Source organism: Streptomyces sp. NPDC050145 (genome assembly GCF_044460245.1).
Taxonomy (GTDB): Bacteria; Actinomycetota; Actinomycetes; order Streptomycetales; family Streptomycetaceae; genus Streptomyces.
Map to the genome: position 1 here is coordinate 123,058 of NZ_JBITJS010000007.1, position 20,616 is coordinate 143,673.

General features: G+C 72.5%; 22 protein-coding genes. 7 read left to right on the plus strand and 15 right to left on the minus strand.

What is annotated here, in order from left to right:
• Positions 1-92: 92 nt before the first annotated feature.
• Entirely contained in the window at positions 93-1,547 is a 1,455-nt protein-coding gene (locus ACIBTU_RS15815) for an MFS transporter (protein ID WP_399126693.1), read from the minus strand.
• 124 nt (positions 1,548-1,671) lie between these two features.
• On the opposite strand from ACIBTU_RS15815, the gene ACIBTU_RS15820 reads away from it, so the two are divergent.
• Positions 1,672-2,181: a MarR family winged helix-turn-helix transcriptional regulator gene (locus ACIBTU_RS15820; protein WP_399126694.1), complete on the plus strand. Its 510-nt coding sequence runs from the start codon at positions 1,672-1,674 to the stop codon at positions 2,179-2,181.
• 28 nt (positions 2,182-2,209) lie between these two features.
• On the opposite strand, the gene ACIBTU_RS15825 is transcribed toward ACIBTU_RS15820, so the two are convergent.
• Entirely contained in the window at positions 2,210-3,157 is a 948-nt protein-coding gene (locus tag ACIBTU_RS15825) for an SDR family oxidoreductase (protein ID WP_399126695.1), read from the minus strand.
• A 1-nt stretch (position 3,158) separates the two neighbouring features.
• On the minus strand, positions 3,159-3,899 hold the full coding sequence (locus tag ACIBTU_RS15830; RefSeq protein ID WP_399126696.1) for an SDR family oxidoreductase: 741 nt from the start codon (positions 3,897-3,899) through the stop codon (positions 3,159-3,161).
• A 97-nt stretch (positions 3,900-3,996) separates the two neighbouring features.
• Between ACIBTU_RS15830 and ACIBTU_RS15835 the strand changes: the two genes are divergently transcribed.
• From ACIBTU_RS15835 to ACIBTU_RS15855, 5 genes are all read left to right on the plus strand, one after another.
• On the plus strand, positions 3,997-4,764 hold the full coding sequence (locus ACIBTU_RS15835; protein ID WP_399126697.1) for an enoyl-CoA hydratase family protein: 768 nt from the start codon (positions 3,997-3,999) through the stop codon (positions 4,762-4,764).
• A 2-nt stretch (positions 4,765-4,766) separates the two neighbouring features.
• Positions 4,767-5,624, plus strand: a complete 858-nt coding sequence (locus tag ACIBTU_RS15840) for a CoA transferase subunit A (RefSeq protein ID WP_399126698.1) — start codon at positions 4,767-4,769, stop codon at positions 5,622-5,624.
• Complete coding sequence (locus tag ACIBTU_RS15845) at positions 5,621-6,385, plus strand: CoA-transferase subunit beta (protein ID WP_399126700.1); 765 nt, start codon at positions 5,621-5,623, stop codon at positions 6,383-6,385. Before ACIBTU_RS15840 ends, ACIBTU_RS15845 begins: the two co-directional genes overlap by 4 nt.
• Positions 6,382-7,455 carry an NAD(P)H-dependent flavin oxidoreductase gene (locus ACIBTU_RS15850; protein WP_399126702.1) on the plus strand — a complete coding sequence of 358 codons (1,074 nt, stop codon included), beginning with the start codon at positions 6,382-6,384 and terminating at the stop codon, positions 7,453-7,455. Before ACIBTU_RS15845 ends, ACIBTU_RS15850 begins: the two co-directional genes overlap by 4 nt.
• A gap of 70 nt (positions 7,456-7,525) precedes the next feature.
• Positions 7,526-8,452, plus strand: coding sequence for a tyrosine-protein phosphatase (locus ACIBTU_RS15855; RefSeq protein WP_399126703.1), 927 nt, complete (start codon positions 7,526-7,528; stop codon positions 8,450-8,452).
• A gap of 174 nt (positions 8,453-8,626) precedes the next feature.
• Here ACIBTU_RS15855 and ACIBTU_RS15860 read toward each other — a convergent pair whose 3' ends face one another.
• From ACIBTU_RS15860 to hsaA, 7 genes are all read right to left on the minus strand, one after another.
• Positions 8,627-10,207: a DEAD/DEAH box helicase gene (locus ACIBTU_RS15860; RefSeq protein WP_399126704.1), complete on the minus strand. Its 1,581-nt coding sequence runs from the start codon at positions 10,205-10,207 to the stop codon at positions 8,627-8,629.
• Between the two features lie 110 nt (positions 10,208-10,317).
• Positions 10,318-10,521 carry a cold-shock protein gene (locus ACIBTU_RS15865; RefSeq protein ID WP_005318814.1) on the minus strand — a complete coding sequence of 68 codons (204 nt, stop codon included), beginning with the start codon at positions 10,519-10,521 and terminating at the stop codon, positions 10,318-10,320.
• A gap of 141 nt (positions 10,522-10,662) precedes the next feature.
• Entirely contained in the window at positions 10,663-11,274 is a 612-nt protein-coding gene (locus ACIBTU_RS15870; RefSeq protein ID WP_399126705.1) for a TetR/AcrR family transcriptional regulator, read from the minus strand.
• Between the two features lie 28 nt (positions 11,275-11,302).
• On the minus strand, positions 11,303-11,863 hold the full coding sequence (locus ACIBTU_RS15875; RefSeq protein ID WP_399126707.1) for a flavin reductase family protein: 561 nt from the start codon (positions 11,861-11,863) through the stop codon (positions 11,303-11,305).
• Positions 11,851-12,765 (minus strand): VOC family protein, encoded by a 915-nt coding sequence (locus ACIBTU_RS15880; RefSeq protein ID WP_399126708.1) that lies wholly within the window; start codon positions 12,763-12,765, stop codon positions 11,851-11,853. Before ACIBTU_RS15880 ends, ACIBTU_RS15875 begins: the two co-directional genes overlap by 13 nt.
• Before the next feature lie 36 nt (positions 12,766-12,801).
• Positions 12,802-13,668, minus strand: a complete 867-nt coding sequence (hsaD, locus tag ACIBTU_RS15885; protein ID WP_399126709.1) for a 4,5:9,10-diseco-3-hydroxy-5,9,17-trioxoandrosta-1(10),2-diene-4-oate hydrolase — start codon at positions 13,666-13,668, stop codon at positions 12,802-12,804.
• The gene (hsaA, locus tag ACIBTU_RS15890) at positions 13,665-14,858 is read right to left on the minus strand and encodes a 3-hydroxy-9,10-secoandrosta-1,3,5(10)-triene-9,17-dione monooxygenase oxygenase subunit (protein WP_399126710.1); all 1,194 of its coding nucleotides are present in this window, start codon (positions 14,856-14,858) and stop codon (positions 13,665-13,667) included. Before hsaA ends, hsaD begins: the two co-directional genes overlap by 4 nt.
• 269 nt (positions 14,859-15,127) lie before the next feature.
• Here hsaA and ACIBTU_RS15895 point away from each other — a divergent pair, with 269 nt between their 5' ends.
• Entirely contained in the window at positions 15,128-15,991 is an 864-nt protein-coding gene (locus tag ACIBTU_RS15895; RefSeq protein WP_399126711.1) for an IclR family transcriptional regulator, read from the plus strand.
• 166 nt (positions 15,992-16,157) lie between these two features.
• Here the strand turns inward: ACIBTU_RS15895 and ACIBTU_RS15900 are convergent, their stop codons facing one another.
• From ACIBTU_RS15900 to ACIBTU_RS15920, 5 genes are all read right to left on the minus strand, one after another.
• Complete coding sequence (locus ACIBTU_RS15900) at positions 16,158-17,174, minus strand: 2Fe-2S iron-sulfur cluster-binding protein (protein WP_399126712.1); 1,017 nt, start codon at positions 17,172-17,174, stop codon at positions 16,158-16,160.
• Complete coding sequence (locus ACIBTU_RS15905; RefSeq protein ID WP_399126713.1) at positions 17,161-17,403, minus strand: hypothetical protein; 243 nt, start codon at positions 17,401-17,403, stop codon at positions 17,161-17,163. The genes ACIBTU_RS15900 and ACIBTU_RS15905 overlap by 14 nt, the downstream gene beginning before the upstream one ends.
• Positions 17,400-18,563, minus strand: coding sequence for a Rieske 2Fe-2S domain-containing protein (locus ACIBTU_RS15910; protein WP_399126714.1), 1,164 nt, complete (start codon positions 18,561-18,563; stop codon positions 17,400-17,402). Before ACIBTU_RS15910 ends, ACIBTU_RS15905 begins: the two co-directional genes overlap by 4 nt.
• 89 nt (positions 18,564-18,652) lie before the next feature.
• Positions 18,653-19,687 carry a 4-hydroxy-2-oxovalerate aldolase gene (gene dmpG, locus ACIBTU_RS15915; RefSeq protein ID WP_399126715.1) on the minus strand — a complete coding sequence of 345 codons (1,035 nt, stop codon included), beginning with the start codon at positions 19,685-19,687 and terminating at the stop codon, positions 18,653-18,655.
• Positions 19,684-20,601 (minus strand): acetaldehyde dehydrogenase (acetylating), encoded by a 918-nt coding sequence (locus tag ACIBTU_RS15920; RefSeq protein ID WP_399126716.1) that lies wholly within the window; start codon positions 20,599-20,601, stop codon positions 19,684-19,686. The genes dmpG and ACIBTU_RS15920 overlap by 4 nt, the downstream gene beginning before the upstream one ends.
• Positions 20,602-20,616 lie beyond the last annotated feature (15 nt).

A 20,616-nucleotide genomic window follows, 5' to 3' on the forward strand; every position in this document is an offset into this window, starting at 1 on the left:
ATGCGCCCCTGAAATGCGACCCGAAGGGTCTGCATTTCAGGGGCGCGGGGAACTGCGCGACCAGCCCCCACTCAGCCGCAGACGCCCCGCCGTCAGGCGTGCGGCTCCGTCAGGGCCGTGCGCGGAAGCAGCGCGCACAGCGCGGCGCAGAGGAGAAACCCGCCCACGACCCAGGGCGCCGCCGCCGAGAGGGCGCCCCCGAACCCGGCGCCGTCGGAGAGCCGCCCGAAGAAGATCGTGCCGATGACGGCGGCGCCGAGCGCCCCGCCGAACTGCTGGGCGGTGGAGAAGATGCCGGAGGCGCCGCCGGCGAGCTCGGCGGGGACGGCGGACAGGACGACGTTGACCAGCGGGACGACGAGGAAGCCCAGGCCCGCACCGGCGACGACGAGCCCGGGGACCATCGGCCAGGACCCGGTGTGGGTGGCGGCCGCCTGTTCGACGGCGTACCAGACCCAGCCGAGGCCGCCCGCCATGAGAAGCGCTCCGGCGCCGAGGACGAGCCGGCCGAACCGGACGGCGAGCGCGTCGGCGGCGGGGGCGGTGAGGAAGCCGCCGGCGGAGAAGGCGACGGTGAGGACGCCGGCCTGCATCGGCGTGTAGTGCTGACCGGCCTGCAGCCAGATGGCGAAGACGAGGAAGAAGCCCTGCATGCCGACGGAGAACAGGAGTTGGACGAGGACGCCGACGCTGAAGGCGGGCAGCCGGAAGGCCTGCGCGGGCAGCAGCGGCACGGTCCGCTCGTCGTGGCGGCGCTCGCGCCGCGCCTCGAACACCCCGAGCCCGGCGACGGCGCACACGCCCGCGGCGAGGCAGATCCAGCCCCACAGCGGCCAGCCGTCGCTGTGTCCCTGGACGAGGGGCAGCACGATCGCGACGAGTCCGGCGGCGAGCACGACGCTGCCGAGGACGTCGGGGCGGCGCGCGCCGCGCTCACGGGTGGCGGGCACGAGGATCCATCCGGCGACGAACGTGGCGACGGCGACCGGCACGTTGACGAGGAACACCGAGCGCCAGCCCAGGCCGAACAGGTCGGCGTCGGTGAGCAGTCCGCCCAGGAGCAGTCCGACGGCGGAGGCGAAGCCGGCGACGGCCCCGTACATGCCGAAGGCGGCGCCGCGTTCCTTGCCCTGGAACATGGTGCGGAAGGAGCCGATGACCTGCGGTACGAGCACCGCGGCCATGACGCCCTGGAAGGCGCGGGCGGCGATCAGCTGGCCCGGCGTCTGGGCGATGCCGCAGGCCAGGCCGGCGAAGCCGAAGCCGGCGGTGCCGGCGAGGAAGAGGCCCCGGCGGCCGAAGCGGTCGCCGAGGTGCCCGGAGACGATGAGGGTGGCGGCGAAGCCGAGGAGGTAGGCGGAGACGAGCCACTGCAACGCGCTTTCGGAGGCGTGCAGTTCGCGGCCGATGGACGGGATCGCGACGTTGACGATCGTCACGTCGAGGAGGTCCATCAGGGCCGCGACCATCATGACGACGGCGGCGGCCCAGCGGCGCGGGTGCGCGGGGGTCTCGGTGACGGCGGGCGGGGCGAGCGCGGCGGACATGACGCCTCCAGGTCGGGGCTCGGCACGAAGTATTTCGTTCGGACTAACGAAATACTTGCACCGGCACTCCCGTGATCGCAACCCTTTCTTTCGGGCGAACGAAATATTGGCTAGCCTGGACCGTATGACGAGCGACGAGAAGAGCGAGCGGACCGGGCCGGGGCGGGACGGCGACGAGGACCGGGAGAGCGTTCTCAAGGAGATGATGGAGACGGGGCGCGAGCAGAGCGCGGCGACGATCATGTTCCACACCGCCGTCGCCGCGTCGCAGGGCCTCAGCCCGACCGAGAGCAAGACCCTCGACCTGCTGGCCAAGCACGGGGCGCTCACCGCGAAGGACCTGGTGGAGTACACGGGCCTGGCCCCCGCCTCGGTGACGGGCCTGGTGGACCGGCTCGCCGCCAAGGGGTTCGTGCGGCGGGTCAAGCACGCCACGGACAAGCGGCGCGTGGTCGTGGAGCTCCAGCGGGAGAAGATCACCGAGCTCGCCGCGTTCTTCGACGACTGGGCGCGTGACGTCGTCGCGGCGTGCGAGGAGTTCAGCACGGCGGAGCTGCGGACCGTGACGCGGTTCCTGGCGGTGACGGCGGCGCTGCAACGCGACGCCGCCACCCGCCTCCCCCAGCCGGAGTGACCCGGCCGGCTCCGACGGACAGGGTTGATCAGGAGGCGCCGTACACCGCCCCCGGCGTCTCGGCGCGCGCGAGCAGGTCGCGTGCCGCGTCGCCCGCGCCGGACGGCGTCCAGCGCTCGGCCTTGTCGACGGTCGGGCCGGGGCGCCATCCCTCCATCACCGTGATGCGGCCGGCCTCGACCTCGAAGACGCGGCCCGTGACGCCGTCGCTGGCGGCGCCGGAGCCGAGCCAGACCACGAGCGGCGACACGTTCTCCGGAGCCATTGCGTCGAAGGCGCCGTCCTCGGGGGCGGCCATCGTGTCGGCGAAGGTGGCCTCGGTCATCCGGGTGCGGGCGGCCGGTGCGATCGCGTTGACCTGCACCCCGTAGCGCCCCATCTCCGCGGACGCGACCAGGGTCAGGCCGAGGATGCCGGCCTTCGCCGCGCTGTAGTTGCCCTGTCCGACCGAGCCCAGCAGGCCCGCCCCGGACGAGGTGTTGACGACGCGGGCGACCGGCGTGCGGCCGGCCTTGGCCTCGGCCCGCCAGTGCGCGGCGGCGGCCTGCAGGGGCAGGAAGTGGCCCTTGAGGTGGACGCGCATGACCGCGTCCCAGTCGTCCTCCGCCAGGTTCACCAGCATGCGGTCGCGCAGGAAGCCCGCGTTGTTCACCAGGGTGTCGAACCGGCCGAAGGCGTCGACGGCGGCGGCGACCAGCGAGGCGGCCCCCTCCGATGTCGCTATGTCGCCTCCGTGGGCCACGGCCTCGCCGCCCGCCGCGCGGATCTCCTCGACGACCAGGGCCGCCGGGCTGTCGGGGGCGGGCGCGCCGTCGAGGCCGACGCCCAGGTCGTTCACCACCACCTTGGCGCCCTCCGCCGCGAAGGCCAGCGCGTGCGCGCGGCCGAGGCCCCGGCCCGCGCCGGTCACGGCCACCACGCGCCCCGCGCACAGCCCGCCCGAACCCACCGCGTCAGTAGCCACAGAATCCGTCATCTCACGCCTCCTTGTTGACCGTTGCCGCGTCGAGGAACGCGGGGCGCTCGCCGCCACCGTGCACGAGCAGGCTCGCCCCGCTGATGTACGCGGCGGCGTCCGACGCCAGGAACACCGCCGCCTCGCCGATCTCACGGGGCTCGGCGAGCCGCCCCAGGGGCACCGTCGCGCCGACGGCGGCGATGCCCTCCTCGTCCCCGTAGTGCAGGGCCGACAGCTCGGTGCGGACCATGCCGAGCACCAGCGTGTTCACCCTGATGTCCGGGGCCCATTCCACGGCCATCGACCGCGCCAGGTTCTCCAGGCCCGCCTTCGCCGCCCCGTAGGCGGCCGAGCCCGGGGAGGGGCGGGTGCCGCTGACGCTGCCGATCATGACGATCGATCCGCGTGCCGCCGCGAGCTTCTCGCGGGCGGCCAGGGACGCCGTGAGCGGCGCCGTCAGATTCAGCTCGATCACGCGCGCGTGCCGCTCCGCGTCCGTCTCGCCGAGCAGCCGGTACGGGGTGCCGCCCGCGTTGTTCACCAGTACGTCCAGCCGCTCCAGGCCCCCGAAGAAGTCCTGTACGGCGGCCGTGTCGCGCAGGTCCACCGGCGCGAACTCGCAGCCCTCGACCGGGACTTCGGGAGGTCTGCGGGCGCAGACCACCACCTTCGCCCCGGCTCGGGTGAAGGCGCGCGCTATCCCCGCCCCCACCCCCCTGGTACCGCCCGTCACGACGGCGACCCGTCCGCTCAGATCCATCCCGGACCCCTTTCCCCGACCCATTCCGCCGGCCTCCGTCACCTGCTACGGTCATGACCTACCAAACAAACGTTAGGTGGAAAGGTAGCTGAACGCCATGGGTGTCTCCACCTCCTCACCCGAAAAAGGGATCTCCGTCGTCACGGTGGACTTCCCTCCGGTCAACGCACTGCCGGTGCAGGGCTGGTACGACCTCGCCGACGCGGTGCGCGCCGCCGGCCGCGATCCCGACGTGCGCTGCGTGATCCTCACCGCGGCCGAGCACAGCCGCGGGTTCAACGCGGGAGTGGACATCAAGGAGATGCAGCGCGAGACCGCGTCTCCCGGTGGTGGCCACCGCGCGCTGATCGGTGCGAACAAGGGCTGTTACGAGGCCTTCTCCGCCGTGTACCAGTGCGAGGTCCCGGTGATCGCGGCCGTGGGCGGCTTCTGCCTGGGCGGCGGCATCGGACTCGTGGGCAACGCGGACGCGATCGTCGCCAGTGACGACGCCACGTTCGGCCTGCCCGAGCTGGACCGCGGCGCGCTCGGCGCGGCCACGCACCTGGCCCGCCTGGTGCCGCAGCACCTGATGCGCGCCCTCTTCTACACCTCGCGCACCGCCACCGCGGCCGAACTGCACGCGCACGGCTCGGTGTGGCAGGTCGTGCCGCGCTCCGAGCTGCGCGAGACGGCCCTGGAGCTGGCGCGGGACATCGCCCGCAAGGACGGCTATCTCATCCGCCTCGCCAAGTCCGCGCTGAACGGGATCGACCCCGTCGACGTGCACCGCAGCTACCGCTTCGAGCAGGGCTTCACCTTCGAGGCGAATCTCAGCGGCGTCGCCGACCGGGTTCGCGACACCTTCGGACAGGGAGCCGAGTGACCATGACCGACAAGACCGACAAGCTCATGACGCCTGACGAGGTGGTCGGCCGGCTGCGCTCCGGCATGACGATCGGCATCGGCGGCTGGGGTTCGCGCCGCAAGCCGATGGCCCTGGTCCGGGCGCTGCTGCGCAGTGACATCACGGATCTGACCGTGGTCTCGTACGGGGGCCCGGACGTCGGGATGCTGGCGGCCGCGGGGAAGATCCGCAAGCTGGTGGCCGCGTTCGTGACGCTGGACTCGATCCCGCTGGAGCCGCACTTCAGGGCGGCCCGCCAGAGCGGCGCCCTGAAGATGACGGAGATCGACGAGGCGATGTTCATGTGGGGCCTGCACGCCGCGGCGAACAGGCTGCCGTTCCTGCCCGTGCGGGCCGGCATCGGCTCGGACGTGATGCGGGTCAATCCGGAGCTGCGCACGGTCACCTCGCCCTACGAGGACGGGGAGACGTTCGTCGCGATGCCCGCGCTGCGCCTGGACGCGGCGCTGGTGCACATGAACCGCGCGGACCGCCGGGGCAACGGCCAGTACCTGGGCCCCGACCCGTACTTCGACGACCTGTTCTGCGAGGCCGCGGACGAGGCGTACGTGTCCTGCGAGCGCCTCGTCGACGGGTTCGGTGACGAGGCGCCGCCGCAGTCGCTGCTGATCAAGCGGCATGTGGTGACGGGCGTGGTGGAGGCGCCGCACGGCGCGGACTTCACCACGTGCGCGCCGGACTACGGCCGGGACGAGGCCCTCCAGAAGCTCTACGCGAGCACGCCGTGGGCCGAGTTCGCCGAGCGGTTCCTGCCGCCCGGCGGTGACGAGAAGCAGTACCAGTCCGCCGTCCAGGCCTGGCACGAGGAGCAGAAGTGACCACCACCGAGACCGCCGCCCGGGCCGCGACCCGGGCCGAGTACTGCGTGATCGCCTGCGCCGACGCCTGGCGGGACAACGGGGAGGTACTGGCCAGCCCGATGGGCCTGATCCCCGGATTCGGGGCCCGGCTCGCCAAGCGGACCTTCTCCCCCGACCTGCTCCTCACCGACGGCGAGGCCCTGCTCGTCGGGCTCGACGGCGCGGCCGAGGGCTGGCTGCCGTACCGCCAGCACCTCACCTTCGTGACCGGCGGCCGGCGCCACGTGATGATGGGCGCGAGCCAGATCGACCGGTTCGGGAACCAGAACATCTCGTGCATCGGCGACTGGGAGCGCCCCGACCGCCAGCTCCTCGGCGTGCGCGGCGCTCCGGTGAACACGCTGAACAATCCGGTGAGTTACTGGGTGCCCAAGCACAGCCCGCGCGTGTTCGTCGAGAAGGTCGACATGATCAGCGGGGTGGGCTACGACAGCGCCGCCGCGGCCGGTCCTTCGGCGACGCGCTACCACCGCATCCCCCGGGTCGTGACGAACCTGGCGGTGCTCGACTTCGAGACGCCGGACCACACGATGCGGATCGCGTCCGTGCACCCCGGGGTCACGGTCGAGGAGGTGCGGGAGGCGACCGGGTTCGCGCTCGCGCTGCCGGAGGGCGGCGAGGTGCCGTTCACGCGGGAGCCGACGGCCGAGGAGCTGCGGCTGATCCGTGAGGTCGTCGACCCGAAGTCGCTGCGCGAGCGGGAGGTCCGGTCGGCATGAGCGACAGCGCGGATTTCACCCTCCCCACGGCGTTCACCAAGCTCACCGGGGTGCGTCACCCCATCGTGCAGACCGGCATGGGCTGGGTCGCGGGCCCCCGCCTGGTCTCGGCGGCGGCGAACGCGGGCGCGCTCGGCGTCCTCGCCTCCGCGACGATGACCGTCGACCAGCTGCGGTCGGCGGTGCGGGAGGTGAAGTCCCGCACGGACCAGCCCTTCGGGGTGAACCTGCGGGCGGACGCGGGCGACGCGCGCGACCGCGTGAAGATCATCGTCGACGAGGGCGTGAAGGTGGCGTCCTTCGCGCTCGCGCCCTCCAAGGAACTGATCGCCGAGCTGAAGGACGCGGGCGTCGTCGTCATCCCCTCCATCGGGGCGCGCCGGCACGCCGAGAAGGTCGCGGCGTGGGGTGCGGACGCGGTGATCGTGCAGGGCGGCGAGGGCGGCGGCCACACCGGGGAGGTGGCCACGTCGGTGCTGCTTCCGCAGGTCGTGGACGCGGTCGACATCCCGGTCGTCGGCGCGGGCGGCTTCCGTGACGGGCGCGGCCTGGTCGCGGCGCTCGCGTACGGGGCGGCGGGCGTCGCGATGGGCACCCGCTTCCTGCTGACCTCGGACTCCACCGTGCCGGACGCGGTGAAGGCCAAGTACCTGGCGGCCTCGGTCAAGGACGTGACGGTGACGACGGCGGTCGACGGGCTGCCGCACCGGATGCTGCGCACCGACCTGGTGGACGCGCTGGAGAATTCGGGGCGCGCTCGCGCTCTGCTCCAGGCCGTGCGCCGGGCCGCCGGGTTCAAGAAGCTCTCGGGTCTGTCCTGGCCGCAGATGGTGCGGGACGGGCTCGCGATGAAGCACGGCAAGGACCTGTCCTGGAGTCAGGTCCTGCTGGCGGCGAACACGCCGATGCTCCTCAAGGCGTCCATGGTCGAGGGCCGTACGGACCTCGGCGTGATGGCGTCCGGGCAGGTCGCGGGGCTCATCGAGGACCTGCCCAGCTGTGCCGAGCTCGTCGACCGTGTGATGGCCGAGGCCCGGCACGTGCTCGACACCCTGCCGACACCAGGGTGAACCGTGGGCCGCCCGGCGGCCCCGGTCGTGGGGTGCGCCGGACGGCCGCTTCCTGCAAGGGAGTTCACGTATGCGCGCTCCTCAGACAGTCGCACCCGGCCCCTCGCGGCGCCGGGTGCTCGGGGCCACGCTCGGCGTGGCCACCGCGGCGGCGCTCGTTCCGGCGGGCGCCGCCTTCGCGCACACCCGGCCCGCACCGGCGGCGCCGGCGATCCGGCAGATCCCGCTCCAGGGCGCGGTGAACGTCCGCGACCTCGGCGGGTACCGGGCCGGCTACGGCGGCCGGGTGCGGTACGGGTCCGTGTACCGGGCCGACGCCCTCGGCAAGCTGACCGACGCAGATGTCGCCGCGCTGGCGGGGCTCGGGCTGCGCCGGTCGGTGGACTTCCGGGTGCCGTTCGAGGTCCGGATGGACGGGGCGGACCGGCTGCCGCCCGCCGCGGCGGCGGTGGCCCGGCCGATATCCGACGGGGGGCTGTCCGCGACGATCATCGAGGCGATCGGGTCCAAGGACCCGGCGCGGCAGGAGGCCGTCCTCGGGGGTGACCGTGCGGCGGCGATGATGCGGCAGGTCTACCGGACGTTCGCGTCCGATGCCGCCGCGCGGGGCGCGTTCGCGGAGACCCTGCGGGACGCGGGGCGCGGGGACGGGCCCGTGCTGTTCCACTGCACGGCGGGCAAGGACCGTACGGGGTGGCTGGCGTATGTGCTGCTCAGCGTGCTCGGGGTGTCGTCGCGGGTCGCCGTGTCCGACTATCTGGCGTCGAACGGATTCCGGGCGGAGGCGGATGCGCGGACGCGGGCGGGTCTGAAGCAGGCCGGAATGATGGAGAACCCGGACCTCTTGATCCCGGTCCAGGAGGTCCGGGTGGAGTACCTGCGCGCGGGGCTCGACCAGGTCCGCGCGGACTTCGGCAGCCTCGAGCGGTACGTCGCCGTTGGCCTGGGCCTTGATCGCCGGGACCTCTGGGCTCTGCGGAGCCGGCTCGTGGACTGACCCGGTTCGTCGCCGGGTGCCGGCCCGGTGGGGCTTCTCGCGCAGTTCCCCGCGCCCCTGAGATGCGCACTCCGTGCGCCATCTCAGGGGCGCCTGTCATCGGGGAAATGCGACCCGGAGGGTCTGTATTTCAGGGGCGCGGGGCTGTGTCTACCCCACCGGCCCGCAGGTGGATCAGTCCGCGGCGGGACGCCGGGGGCGGCGGTTCCGGGGCGGGCGCGCCGCGGTGCCCGCGGAGGCACCGGCGCCCGAACCGGCCCCGCCGGAGCGGCGCCCCGCTCCCCCGGACGCCCCGGCGGAACGGCCACCGGCTCCACCGGCCGACCCATTGGCACGGCCACCGGCCCCGCCGGAGCGGCCGCCCCGACCGCCCCGCGACCGGCGCGGCTTCGCGGAGCCCGTCGGAGCCGCGGGTTCCGGCACGACGATGGTGACCGGCACCCCGGAGGGCTCCCGCGCCCCGGTGATGGTGACGAGTTCCTCGTCCGTGGAGCGGACCTGCGTGGTCTGCGGCCGCACTCCGGCGTCCCGCATGAGCCGCTGCACGTCGCGCTTCTGCTCGGGCAGGACGAGGGTGACGACGCTGCCGGACTCGCCGGCGCGGGCCGTACGGCCGCCGCGGTGCAGGTAGTCCTTGTGCTCGGTGGGCGGGTCGACGTTCACGACGAGGTCGAGGTCGTCGACGTGGATGCCGCGCGCCGCGACGTTCGTGGCGACGAGCGCGGTGACGCGGCCGTCCTTGAACTGCTCCAGGGTGCGGTTGCGCTGCGGCTGGCTGCGGCCGCCGTGCAGCGGGGCCGCGAGGACGCCGGTGCCGAGGAGCCGCTTGGCGAGCCGGTCGGCGGAGCGCTTGGTGTCGACGAAGAGGATGACGCGCCCGTCGCGGGCGGCGATCCGGGCCGTGACGGCCTTCTTGTCGGTCTCGTCGAGCACGTGCAGGACGTGGTGCTCCATCGTCGTGACGGCGCCGGCCGACGGGTCGACGGAGTGCACGACGGGGTCGGTGAGGAACTGGCGGACGAGCCGGTCCACGTTCTTGTCGAGCGTCGCGGAGAAGAGCATCGTCTGACCGCCCTGCGCGACCTGCTTGAGCAGCGCGGTGACCTGCGGCATGAAGCCCATGTCGGCCATCTGGTCGGCCTCGTCGAGGACCGTGATGCGCACCTCGCCGAGGGCGACGTCGCCGCGCTCTATGAGGTCCTTGAGTCGGCCCGGGGTGGCGACGACGACCTCGGCGCCGCGGCGCAGCGCGCCGGCCTGGCGGGAGATCGACATGCCGCCGACGACGGTCGCCAGACGCAGCCGCAGCGCGGTCGCGTACGGGGTGAGGGCGTCGGTGACCTGCTGGGCGAGCTCGCGGGTGGGGACGAGCACGAGGGCGAGGGGCAGCTTCGGCTCGGCGCGCAGGCCCGAGGTGCGGGCGAGCAGCGGGAGGCCGAAGGCGAGCGTCTTGCCGGAGCCGGTACGGCCGCGGCCGAGCAGGTCGCGTCCGGCGAGGGAGTTCGGCAGCGTCGCGGCCTGGATCGGGAACGGCTCGGTGACGCCCTGCTCACCGAGGGTCTTCACGAGGGCGACGGGCATGTCGAGCACGTCGAAGGACTCGGCCGGGGGCAGCGCGGGCGTGGAGCTCTCCGGCATGGTGAACTCAGCCGGCGGGCTGGGCTGCCGCCTGCGCTGCTGTTCGGGCGCGCGGCGCTGGCCACCCGCCGCGGGGCGGGGACTGCGTCGGCGGGACGGGCGGGGGGAGCTGGCCATGCGGCATGCCTTCCGGGGTCTGACAGAACAGGCCTGACAGGAACAGGCGGGGACAACGCGAACCGGGGCCCGCACCGCAAGGTGCGGACCCCGGCCCGTGTGCTGCGTGATCAGGCGGGGAGGATGTTCTCCGCCTGGGGGCCCTTCTGGCCCTGGGTCACGTCGAAGGTGACCTTCTGGCCTTCCTGGAGCTCACGGAAGCCCGAGGTGGCGATGTTCGAGTAGTGGGCGAAGACGTCGGCGCCGCCGCCGTCCTGCTCGATGAAGCCGAAGCCCTTTTCCGAGTTGAACCACTTAACGGTACCGGTGGCCATGTTGTTCTCCTTGAACAGGTAGCAGCTCCCATTCCGAGAACACCTCGGAAAACAATAATGCGCCTGAGGAACATTCCCGTCAGGCGCACATAAAGTCTATGGGTACCAAAACTGCAACGCCATCGACTCTAACACGCTCTCTCACCGTGTGGCGATCCCGTCCAGAACCATCGACAGGTACTGGCGGGCGATCTCCTCGGGACTGTGGTGTCCGCCCGGCCGGTACCACGACGCGGCGACCCACACGGTGTCGCGCACGAACCGGTAGGTGAGCCGGATGTCGAGGTCGGCGCGGAAGACGCCGTCGGCGACGCCCCGCTCCAGGGTCGTCAGCCAGGTCTTCTCGAAGCGCCGCTGGGACTCGGCGAGGAACTCGAAGCGGTCCTGGGTGACGAGGTGCCGGGACTCCTTCTGGTAGATCGCGACGGCGGGCCGGTGCCGGTCGATCTCCCGGAAGGACTCGGTGACCAGCGCCTGGAGCGTCTCCCGGGGCCCGAGGTCCGCGTCGAGCACGGTGTCGTAGCCGGACCACAGCTCGTCGAGGAACGTGCGCAGGATCTCCTCCAGCATCGATTCCTTGGAGTCGAAGTGGTAGTAGAGGCTGCCGGCGAGCATGCCCGCGTGATCGGCGATCTTGCGGACGGTGGTGGCGTTGTACCCCTGCTCGGCGAAGACCTCGGCCGCGGTCTGGAGCAGCTCGCCGCGCCGCTCGGGCGCGGCCGTCGTCGACTGGGGCTTCTTCTTGGTAGGCACGCGCCCATTGTCGTACCCGGGGGGACGCTCAGAGCCACAGGGCCGGATGTTCGTCCGTCAGTTCGCCGTGGCCGGCGCCGGTGAAGCGGCCGGTGCCGAAGCGGGAGCGGAAGTAGAGCAGCGGCCGGCCGTCGGGGCGCGGGGTGGTGAGGGCGGTGACGCGGCCGATGACGACCTCGTGGTCGCCGCCGTCGGCGATGCGCTCCACGGTGCATTCGAGGTGGGCGAGCGCGCCGTCGAGCAGGACGGTGCCGGGGTCGTGGCCGGTGTGCCAGTCGAGGTCGGCGAACTTGTCTGCGGAGCGGGAGCCGAGGGTGCGGCACTCGCCGCGCTGGTCCTCGGCGAGCACCGAGATGCCGAACCGGCCGGTGGGCCGCAGCCGGGCCCAGCTGGACGACGTGCGCGCGACGCAGAAGAGCACGAGCGGCGGGTCGAGGGAGAGGGAGGCGAAGGACTGGCAGGCGAGTCCTGCCGGGGCGCCGGCCTCGTCGAGGCCGGCGACGACGGTGACGCCGGAGGCGAACCGGGACAGGGCGTCCCGGAACTCCCCCGGATCGACGGGCGCCATGGTGGTGCTCAGCCGTTCCACTCGTGGCCCCACAGCGAGTCGGAGGTGATCTCCCTGGCGGTCCAGGTGGCGGGGTCGACGATCAGGCCGTCCCATCCGTACTCGACCTGGAAGCCGCCGGGCGCCTGGGCGTAGAAGGAGACCATGTGGTCGTTGGAGTGGCGGCCGAGCGACGAGGCGATCGGGATGCCGGCCTTCTTCATGCGGTCCAGGCCGTAGCCGACGTCGTCGAGCTCCTCCAGCTCGACCATGAAGTGGACGATGCCGGGGGGCAGGGCCCCGGGGTAGAGGCCGAGGCTGTGGTGGCGGCGGTTGGGCGACAGGAAGTACATGCGGTACGCGTCCTGGCCGGGCTTGCCGGTGGGGACGGCGACCGGGGGCAGCTGCATGGAGTCGCGCAGCTGGAAGCCGAGGAGGTTCTCGTAGAAGTCGAGGGCCTCGTCGATCTCGACGGCCGGCAGGACGACGTGGCCGAGGCCGAGGTCGCCGGTGGTGGGGCTGGTGGTGCCGGTGACGAAGCGGTTGCCGTAGGGGGTGCCGAGGGGGCTGTGGTCCTGGGCCTGGCCCCAGTAGATCTCCAGCGGGTTGCCGGCCGGGTCGCTGACGTGGAGGAGCCCTTGGACGCGGCGGTCGGCGAGGGTGGCGGCGTCGCCTTCCTTGACGGCGTGTCCGGCGGCCTCCAGCTCGCTCGCGACGAGGGCGAGTTCACGGGCGTTCGGCACCTCGAAGCCGGCGGCGACGAGGCGGTCCTGGGTGCCCGCGACGAACTGGAAGCGGTGGACGCGGTCGTCGATGCGGACGTTGAGCTGCTCGTCGGTGCTGCCCTGGGCCTCGACCATGCCGAGGATGTCCAGGACGTAGGTGCGCCAGGCGGCGAGGTCCGTCGTCTCGATGCGGAGATAGCCGAGTGAGCGGATGTCCATCCGTAACTCCCTTGGTTGTATGACCTGTTGAAGGGGTCAGTGGGTGAAGAAGTCGATGGCGAGGCGGTTGAACTCGTCGGCCTGCTCGGTCTGGGCCCAGTGGCCGCAGTGCGGGAAGACGTGGAGCCGGGCGTTCGGCATCGCCTTGAGGGCGACGAAGGCGCCGTCGATCGGGTTGACGCGGTCCTCGCGGCCCCAGGTGAGCAGCGTGGGGTGGGTGATGCGGTGGGCGTCGCGCCACAGCTGGGTGCGCTCGGTCCAGGCCGGGTTGGCGAAGGCGGCGCCCATGCGGGCGGCGCCGAGCTTGACCTCGGGGTCGAGGGCGCGCAGGTAGCGCTCCTCGACGAAGGCGTCGGTGACGATCGACCGGTCGTACGCGAGGACGGAGAGGAAGGCCCGCATCTGGTCGCGGGTCGGTTCGGCCGACATGTTGAAGTCGAAGAGCCGCTGGATGCCCTCGGTGGGGTCGGCGTGGAACAGGTTGAGGGTGACGCCGCCGGGGCCCATCAGGAGGAGCTTGCCGACGCGGTCGGGGAAGTCGAGGGCGAGCCGGGCGGCGGTGCCGCCGCCGAGCGAGTTGCCCACGAAGTCGGCCTGGCGGATGCCGAGTTCGTCGAGGAGGGCGACGGTGGCGCGGGCCGAGGCCGTCCAGTAGTCGGTGTCGAGCTCGGGCTTGTCGCTGTCGCCGAAGCAGAGCTGGTCGAGGAGGATCGTGCGCAGGCCGGCGGCGGCGAAGGGGGCGAGGTTGGCACCGAAGTTGGACCAGCCGGAGGCGCCGGGGCCGCCGCCGTGCAGCATGACGACGACGGGTCCGTCGGCGGGGCCCGCCTCGTGGTAGGCGAGGGCGTGGCCGCCGGCCTTGACGGTGCGCCGGGTGGAGTCGGCGGTGAGGGCGGGGGTCACAGCATCACGTCCTGGACGTCGAGGCCGAGGGCGTCCTGACCGAACATCAGCAGGGCACGCTCGGGGTCGTTGGCGGCGTGGCCGCGGCCGGTGTGGATGTCGCGCCAGGCGCGCTGGACACCGGCCGGGCCCGCGCCGGTGCGCATGGCGTTGCCGCCCGCGTTCTCCATCAGCAGGTCGACGGCGGCGGCGCAGCGCTCGGTGGCGAGGACCTGGTCGCGGCGGGCGCGGGCGCGCAGCTCGGTGCTCAGTTCGCCGCCGGCGCGCACGATGTCGTACATCTCGCCGATGTTTCCGCGCAGTTGGCGCCAGGCGGCGTCGATGTCGCTGGCGGAGCGGGCCAGGCGGATCTGGGCGAAGGGGTCCTCGGCGACCTTCTGGCCGTAGGAGACGCGGATGCGCTCGCGGGTGGCGGAGACGAAGCCGTCCCAGGCGCCCTGGGCGATGCCGACGATCGGCGAGGAGATGGTGGTGGTGAAGACGGCGGCGTACGGGAGACGGAAGACCGGCTCGGGGTTGATGTCGAGGCCGGGGGCGGCGAGGGCGGTGACGGGGCCGTAGGACAGGGCGCGGTGCTCGGGGACGAAGACGTCCTCGACGAGGATGTCGTTGGAGCCGGTGCCGCGCAGGCCGACGGTGTCCCACACGTCCTTGATCTCGTAGTCGGTGCGCGGCAGCAGGAAGGCGCGCATGTCGACCGGGTTGCCGTCGGCGTCGGGGACCAGGGCGCCCAGGATGATCCACTGGGCGTGGTCGCAGCCCGAGGAGAAGTGCCAGCGGCCGCTGAGCCGGAAGCCTCCGTCGACGCGGGCCGCGGTGCCGGTCGGGGCGTACGAGGAGGAGATGCGGGTGTCGGCGCGCTCACCGTTCTCGCCCCAGACCTCGTCCTGGGCGGCCTGCTCGTACAGCGCCACGTGCCAGGGGTGGACCCCGAGGACGGAGGCGACCCACCCGGTGGAGCCGCAGGCCTGGGCGATCTCCTTGACGCAGTCGTAGAAGACGGCCGGGTCGGCGCCGAATCCGCCGTACCGCTGGGGCTGCAGGAGCCGGAAGAAGCCGGTGGACGCCAGTTCCTTGACCGTGGCCTCGGGGATCCGGCGCAGCTCCTCGGCCTCGGCGGCGCGCTCGGCGACGGCGGGCAGGAGGGCGCGGACCGAGGCGAGGACTGCGGCGGTGGAGTCTTCGGTCATGTGAGGCACCTTCACGATGGGGCGGTGGGGTGAATGTGAGGGGACCGTAGGCGCGGCCCGGGGCGGGGCGACAGCGGGGGTTCCCGCTGAGCGGGAAGCGGTGGCGGGCGGGCCCGGAAAATCCATCGTGTCCGCTCTCTTCCCATGTCAGCCCCTGACGTGGCAAGGTCCCCTCAACGCTGAAGGACGACCGCGTCGTGGCGGTTCGTACCCCTTTGCTCTGTCCCGTTTGGGGGTGTGCTGTGCTCGAAATGGCCCCTGAGGCTGCCGTGGCTCCGCTGTCTCTGCTCGAGAAGGCCGAGAAGGTGCTCGCCGCGTTCGACGGCGGCCGCGGCCGGCTCTCGCTCACCGACGTCATCCACCGTTCGGGCCTGTCGCGCACCTCCGCGCACCGCATCCTGGACCAGCTGGTGCAGTTGCGCTGGCTGGACCGGGAGGGCCGGGACTACCGGCTCGGGCTGCGGATGCTGGAGCACGGCGGGCTGGCTGCGCACCACAACCGGCTGGTGCGGGCCGCCACGCCGCACCTGGACGCGCTGCACGAGGCGACCGGCAAGCAGGTGCACCTGTACGTCCTGGACGGGGCGACGGACGTCGTCTGTATGGAGCGGTCCGGTTCGCTGCCGTCGTCGTCGGGCGAACGGGCCGACCGTACGCACCAGGTGCGGGTCGGGGCGCGGCTGCCCGCGCATGCCACGGCCGCGGGGAAGGCGATGCTGGCGTTCGGTGACCAGGCGGACATCGAGCGGGTGCTCGCGGCGGGGCTCGCTCCGCGGACGGCGCGGACCGTGAGCCGGGCCTCGGTGTTCTGCTCGGAGCTTTCGCGGGTGCGGACGTCGGGGCTCGCCTATGACCGGGAGGAGTCGTTCCCGGGGCTCGTGTGTGTGGCGGTTCCGCTGCGCGGGGCGGGGCGGGCCGTCGCGGCCGTGTCCTTGTCGTCGCTGGGGCCGCAGCGGGGGCTCGAGCATCAGGAGGCCCGGCTGCGGGCCGCTGCGCGGGCCATCTGGCGGGATCTGCACGGGCCGGGTCGGGCGGCGCGGTTCGCTCAGGCGCCGGATGTCGCGCCGATGGGGCCCGGGGACCGGACCCTGCCGAACATGTTGAGCTGGGTGCGCCAGGACTCCTGGATGTAGCGCGTACGTCGGCGTCTGCGGGCCGGTGGGGGCTGGTCGCGCAGTTCCCCGCGCCCCTGAAAGGCTTGCGGCTTCGCCGCTCAGCCTTTCATCGATGAGGTGCGCCCGAAGGGCGTGCACCTCAGGGGCGCGGGGAACTGCGCGGCCCGCCCCCACCGGCCCGCACTCAATACTCGACCGACACCCGCGAACTGCGCGGCAGCGCCTGGCAGGCCAGGGTGTAGCCCTCCTTGAGGTCCTGTTCGTCGAGGACCTCGTTGCGGATCAGGGTGATGTCGCCCGTGACGACGCGGCACGTGCAGGCCGCGCACGCGCCCTCGCGGCAGGAGAAGGGGGCGTCGACGCCGGCCGCGAGCAGCGCGTCGAGCAGCGGGGTGTCCTCGGGCCAGGCCACCTCGTGGGTCTCGCCGTCGAGGCTGACGATCGCGGTGGAGACGGGGCCCGTACCGGCCGGGGCGGCGGGTGCGGGTGCGGTGAACACGTCGCCGGAGAGCGAGAAGTACCGCTCCCGGTGGACGGCGCCGGCGCCCGCGCCGCGCAGGGCCTCCTCGGCCGCGTCCATGAAGGGGGCCGGGCCGCACAGGTAGGCGGGCCGGTCGGCGTACGGGGCGAGGAGCGGGCCGAGGGCCGCCGGTGCGGGCAGGCCCTGGAGCGACTCCAGCCAGTGCAGGACCGTGAACCGGCCCGGATGGGCGGCGGCCAGGTCCTGGAGCGCACCGCGCAGGATGACGGAGCGCTCGTCCCGGTTGGCGTACAGCAGGGTGACGCGGCCGGTGCCGGCGGCGAGGACCGACGCGGCGATCGACAGGACCGGGGTGATGCCGCTGCCCGCGGCGGCGAGCAGCAGGTCGGTGTCGAGGTCGGCCGGGGTGAAGGTGCCGGCCGGGGCGAGCGTGGTGACGGTGTCGCCGGCCCGCAGCTGTTCGCAGACCCAGCGGGAGCCGGTGCCCCCGGGCACGTGCTTGACCGTGACCCGGGGCAGTTCGCCGGTGTGCGGAGAGCTGGACAGGGAGTAGCAGCGGGCGTGGCCGCCGGGCACCTGGAGGGTGAGGAACTGGCCGGGCGCGTAGGCGAGTTCCGGGGCGTCGAGGACGACGGTGACGGCGTCCTCGGTCTCCGGGACGATCTCGGCGACGCGCAGGCTCAGGGTGCGCGGGCCGCCCGGGAGGTCAGGGCTGCTCACGCCGGGTCACCTCCAGCCGGCCCGTGTCGACGGCGGAGTCGATCGCGGTGCGCAGGGCGGTGCAGTCCGGGACCCGTGCGGCGGGGGTCCCGGCGGCGCCGGCCGCCTGCGCCGCGATGCGCGGGCAGGCGGCGGCGGTGTCGGCCGTCCACTGGATCTGGAGGTGGGCCGGGCTGTACTTCTCGCAGAGCACCTGGTTGCCGCAGGTGTCGCAGACGACGGGGGTCATGCCCCGTCTCCTTCCGTGGGCTGGGCGGCGGCGCGGAGGGCCATGTTGGCCTCGGCCTCGGCGCGCCAGTTCTCGTTGGCGCGGCGGGTGTCGATCTCGAACTCGAAGCGGCGCACCATCTCGTCCTTGACGTCGGCGGCGTCCACGTAGAACTGCTCGTACCAGCGGCGCAGCTGGTAGACGGGGCCGTCCTCCTCGGTGAGGAGCGGGTTGTCGATGCGGGTCTTGTTCTTCCAGATCTCGACGTCCTGCTCGAAGCCGACGGCGAGGCCCTCGCTGGTGAGGCGGGCGGCCTCGGCGGCCTCGGTGTCGCTCATGCCGGGGAGCTTCTTGACCATGGCGCCGTACTGGAGGACGAAGCGGTCGGGGCCCACCGGGTAGTGGCAGTTGATGAGGATGGACTCCATCTCGGCGCCCGGCGCGACCTCCGTGTACAGCCAGTCGATCATGTACGAGGGGCCGAAGTAGGAGGCGTCGGAGCGGATGGCGCCGCTGGACAGGGAGCCGAGGTCGATGTCCGGGCGGGGCTCGGAGCGCATGTGCTGGGTGGCGACGTGCCCGTCGAAGATGTTCTTGAAGTAGACGGGGAACGAGTAGTGGATGTAGTAGAAGTGCGCCATGTCGACCACGTTGTCGACGATCTCGCGGCAGTTGGCGTCGATCGTGATCGTGTTCCACTGCCAGTCGGACCACTGGGCCCGCTCCTCGTCGGAGCCGTGGATGCCCGCGATCTCGGGGATGTCCTCCTCGGGGCGGGGCGGGTTGCCCTCGGGGTCGTGCCAGACGAAGAGCTGCCGGTTGCGCTCCATGGCGTGCCAGGTGCGGGTGCGGGCGCGCGGCGGGACGCGGCGGGCGTACGGGATGGCGGCGCACTTGCCGTCGCCGGACCAGCGCCAGTCGTGGAAGGGGCAGGCGACGGTGTCGCCCTTGACGGTGCCGTGGGCGAGGTTGCCGCCCATGTGGGGACAGTAGGCGTTGAGGACGTGGAGCTCGCCGTCGTCCTCGCCCTGGAAGACGACGAGCTTGGTGCCGAAGGCCTCGATCTCGTGCGGCTTCCCGTCCCGGAAGTCCGCGGCGAGGCCCAGGCAGTGCCAGCCGCGGGCGAAGCGGACCGGGGCGGTGCCGGCCTCGATGACACGGACGTCGTTGTCGGTGGTCATGTTCTTCACACCCTTCTCTTCAGGTCTCTTCGGATCACTTCATGTCTCTGCGGGTCTCTGCGGATCTGTTCCGGTGTCTTCCGGAGGTCTCAGGAGCGGGCCGCGAGGGAGACGGCGATGTCGATGAGCTGGTCCTCCTGGCCGCCGACGAGCTTGCGGCGGCCGGCTTCGAGGAGGATCTCGGCGCCGGAGACGCCGTAGCGCTCGGCCTGCCGGTCGGCGTGCTTGAGGAACGAGGAGTAGACGCCGGCGTAGCCGATGAGCAGGGACATCCGGTCGAGGAGGCACTCGTCGTCCATGACGGGCCGTACGACGTCCTCGGCCACGTCGATGATCTTCAGGACGTCGATGCCGGTGCGCCAGCCGGACTTCTCGGCGACGGCGGCGAACGCCTCGACGGGCGTGTTGCCGGCGCCGGCGCCGAAGCGGCGGGTGGAGCCGTCGATCTGGCGGGCGCCCGCGCGCACGGCGGCGACCGAGTTGCCGACGCCGAGCCCGAGGTTCTCGTGGCCGTGGAAGCCGACCTGGGCGTCGTCGCCGAGCTCGGCGACGAGGGCCGAGACGCGGTCGGTGACGTCGTCCATGAGGAGGGCGCCGGCCGAGTCGACGACGTAGACGCACTGGCAGCCGGCGTCGGCCATGATGCGGGCCTGCTTGGCGAGCTTCTCCGGGGTGGTGGCGTGGGCCATCATCAGGAAGCCGACGGTCTCCAGGCCCATCTCGCGGGCCAGTTGGAAGTGCTGCTCGCTGACGTCGGCCTCGGTGCAGTGCGTGGCGATGCGGCAGATGTCGGCGCCGTTCGCCTGCGCGGCGCGGATGTCGTCCTTGACGCCGAGTCCGGGCAGCATCAGGAACGCGATCTTGGCGCGCTCTGCGGCCTCGACGGCGGTCTTGATGAGCTCCTGCTCGGGGGTGTGCGAGAAGCCGTAGTTGAAGGAGGAGCCGCCGAGTCCGTCGCCGTGGGTGACCTCGATGACGGGGACGCCGGCGCCGTCGAGCGCGGTGACGATCGAGCGGACGTTCTCCACCGTGAACTGGTGGCGGTGGGCGTGCGAGCCGTCGCGCAGCGACGAGTCGGTGATACGGAGGTCGAGCTCCGCCGAGTAGGGCGCTTCGATGGTCACTTGCCACTCCCCTGCTGAACGCGGCGGGCGAACTCCTCGCCGACGCGGGTCGCGGCGGCGGTCATGATGTCGAGGTTTCCTGCGTAGGGCGGCAGGAAGTCGCCGGCGCCCTCGACCTCGAGGAACAGGGCGACGCGGGCCATGCCGCCGTTCTCGGGGCGGGGTGCGTCGAACTGCGGGTCGGCGCGCAGCCGGTAGCCGGGCACGTACTCGGCGACCTGGGCGGCGACCTCCTTGACGCTGCGCACGATCGCCTCGTGGTCGCAGTCCTCGGGGATCGCGCAGAAGACGGTGTCGCGCATGATCACGGGCGGCTCGGCCGGGTTGAGGATGATGATCGCCTTGCCGCGCTCGGCGCCGCCGATCCGCTCGATGCCGCGCGAGGTGGTGCGGGTGAACTCGTCGATGTTCTGCCGGGTTCCGGGTCCCGCGGACACGGAGGCGACGGACGCGACGATCTCGGCGTAGGCGACGGGCACGACGCGGGAGACGGCGTACACCATGGGGATGGTGGCCTGGCCGCCGCAGGTGACCATGTTGACGTTGTCGGCGTCGAGGTGCGCGGTGAGGTTGGCGGGCGGCACGACGCCGGGGCCGATGGCGGCGGGCGTCAGGTCGATGGCCCGGATGCCGGCTTCCTTGTAGCGCGGGGCGTTCGCGGCGTGCACGTAGGCGCTGGTGGCCTCGAAGACCAGGTCGGGCAGCTCGTCCTGGGCGAGGAGCCAGTCGACGCCCTCGTGGCTGGCGTCGAGGCCGGCCTCACGCGCCTTGGCGAGGCCCTCGCTGGCGGGGTCGACGCCGATCATCCAGCGGGGTTCGATGAGCTCCGAGCGCTGGAGCTTGTAGAGAAGGTCGGTTCCGATGTTGCCGGAGCCGACGATGGCGGCGGTCGCCTTCTTCCGTACGGTCGTCATACTCAGCCTCACTCG

What these genes read in the sequence shown, in the direction of transcription:
- ACIBTU_RS15850 (WP_399126702.1), top strand. Translation starts at nt 6,382, where the DNA reads ATGAGCGACAGCGCGGATTTCACCCTCCCCACGGCGTTCACCAAGCTC.
- ACIBTU_RS15905 (WP_399126713.1), bottom strand. Translation starts at nt 17,403, where the DNA reads ATGACCCCCGTCGTCTGCGACACCTGCGGCAACCAGGTGCTCTGCGAG.
- ACIBTU_RS15865 (WP_005318814.1), bottom strand. Translation starts at nt 10,521, where the DNA reads ATGGCCACCGGTACCGTTAAGTGGTTCAACTCGGAAAAGGGCTTCGGC.
- ACIBTU_RS15835 (WP_399126697.1), top strand. Translation starts at nt 3,997, where the DNA reads ATGGGTGTCTCCACCTCCTCACCCGAAAAAGGGATCTCCGTCGTCACG.
- hsaA (WP_399126710.1), bottom strand. Translation starts at nt 14,858, where the DNA reads ATGACCGAAGACTCCACCGCCGCAGTCCTCGCCTCGGTCCGCGCCCTC.
- ACIBTU_RS15830 (WP_399126696.1), bottom strand. Translation starts at nt 3,899, where the DNA reads ATGGATCTGAGCGGACGGGTCGCCGTCGTGACGGGCGGTACCAGGGGG.
- ACIBTU_RS15880 (WP_399126708.1), bottom strand. Translation starts at nt 12,765, where the DNA reads ATGGACATCCGCTCACTCGGCTATCTCCGCATCGAGACGACGGACCTC.
- ACIBTU_RS15825 (WP_399126695.1), bottom strand. Translation starts at nt 3,157, where the DNA reads ATGACGGATTCTGTGGCTACTGACGCGGTGGGTTCGGGCGGGCTGTGC.
- ACIBTU_RS15920 (WP_399126716.1), bottom strand. Translation starts at nt 20,601, where the DNA reads ATGACGACCGTACGGAAGAAGGCGACCGCCGCCATCGTCGGCTCCGGC.
- ACIBTU_RS15820 (WP_399126694.1), top strand. Translation starts at nt 1,672, where the DNA reads ATGACGAGCGACGAGAAGAGCGAGCGGACCGGGCCGGGGCGGGACGGC.
- ACIBTU_RS15840 (WP_399126698.1), top strand. Translation starts at nt 4,767, where the DNA reads ATGACCGACAAGACCGACAAGCTCATGACGCCTGACGAGGTGGTCGGC.
- ACIBTU_RS15855 (WP_399126703.1), top strand. Translation starts at nt 7,526, where the DNA reads ATGCGCGCTCCTCAGACAGTCGCACCCGGCCCCTCGCGGCGCCGGGTG.
- ACIBTU_RS15860 (WP_399126704.1), bottom strand. Translation starts at nt 10,207, where the DNA reads ATGGCCAGCTCCCCCCGCCCGTCCCGCCGACGCAGTCCCCGCCCCGCG.
- ACIBTU_RS15910 (WP_399126714.1), bottom strand. Translation starts at nt 18,563, where the DNA reads ATGACCACCGACAACGACGTCCGTGTCATCGAGGCCGGCACCGCCCCG.
- ACIBTU_RS15815 (WP_399126693.1), bottom strand. Translation starts at nt 1,547, where the DNA reads ATGTCCGCCGCGCTCGCCCCGCCCGCCGTCACCGAGACCCCCGCGCAC.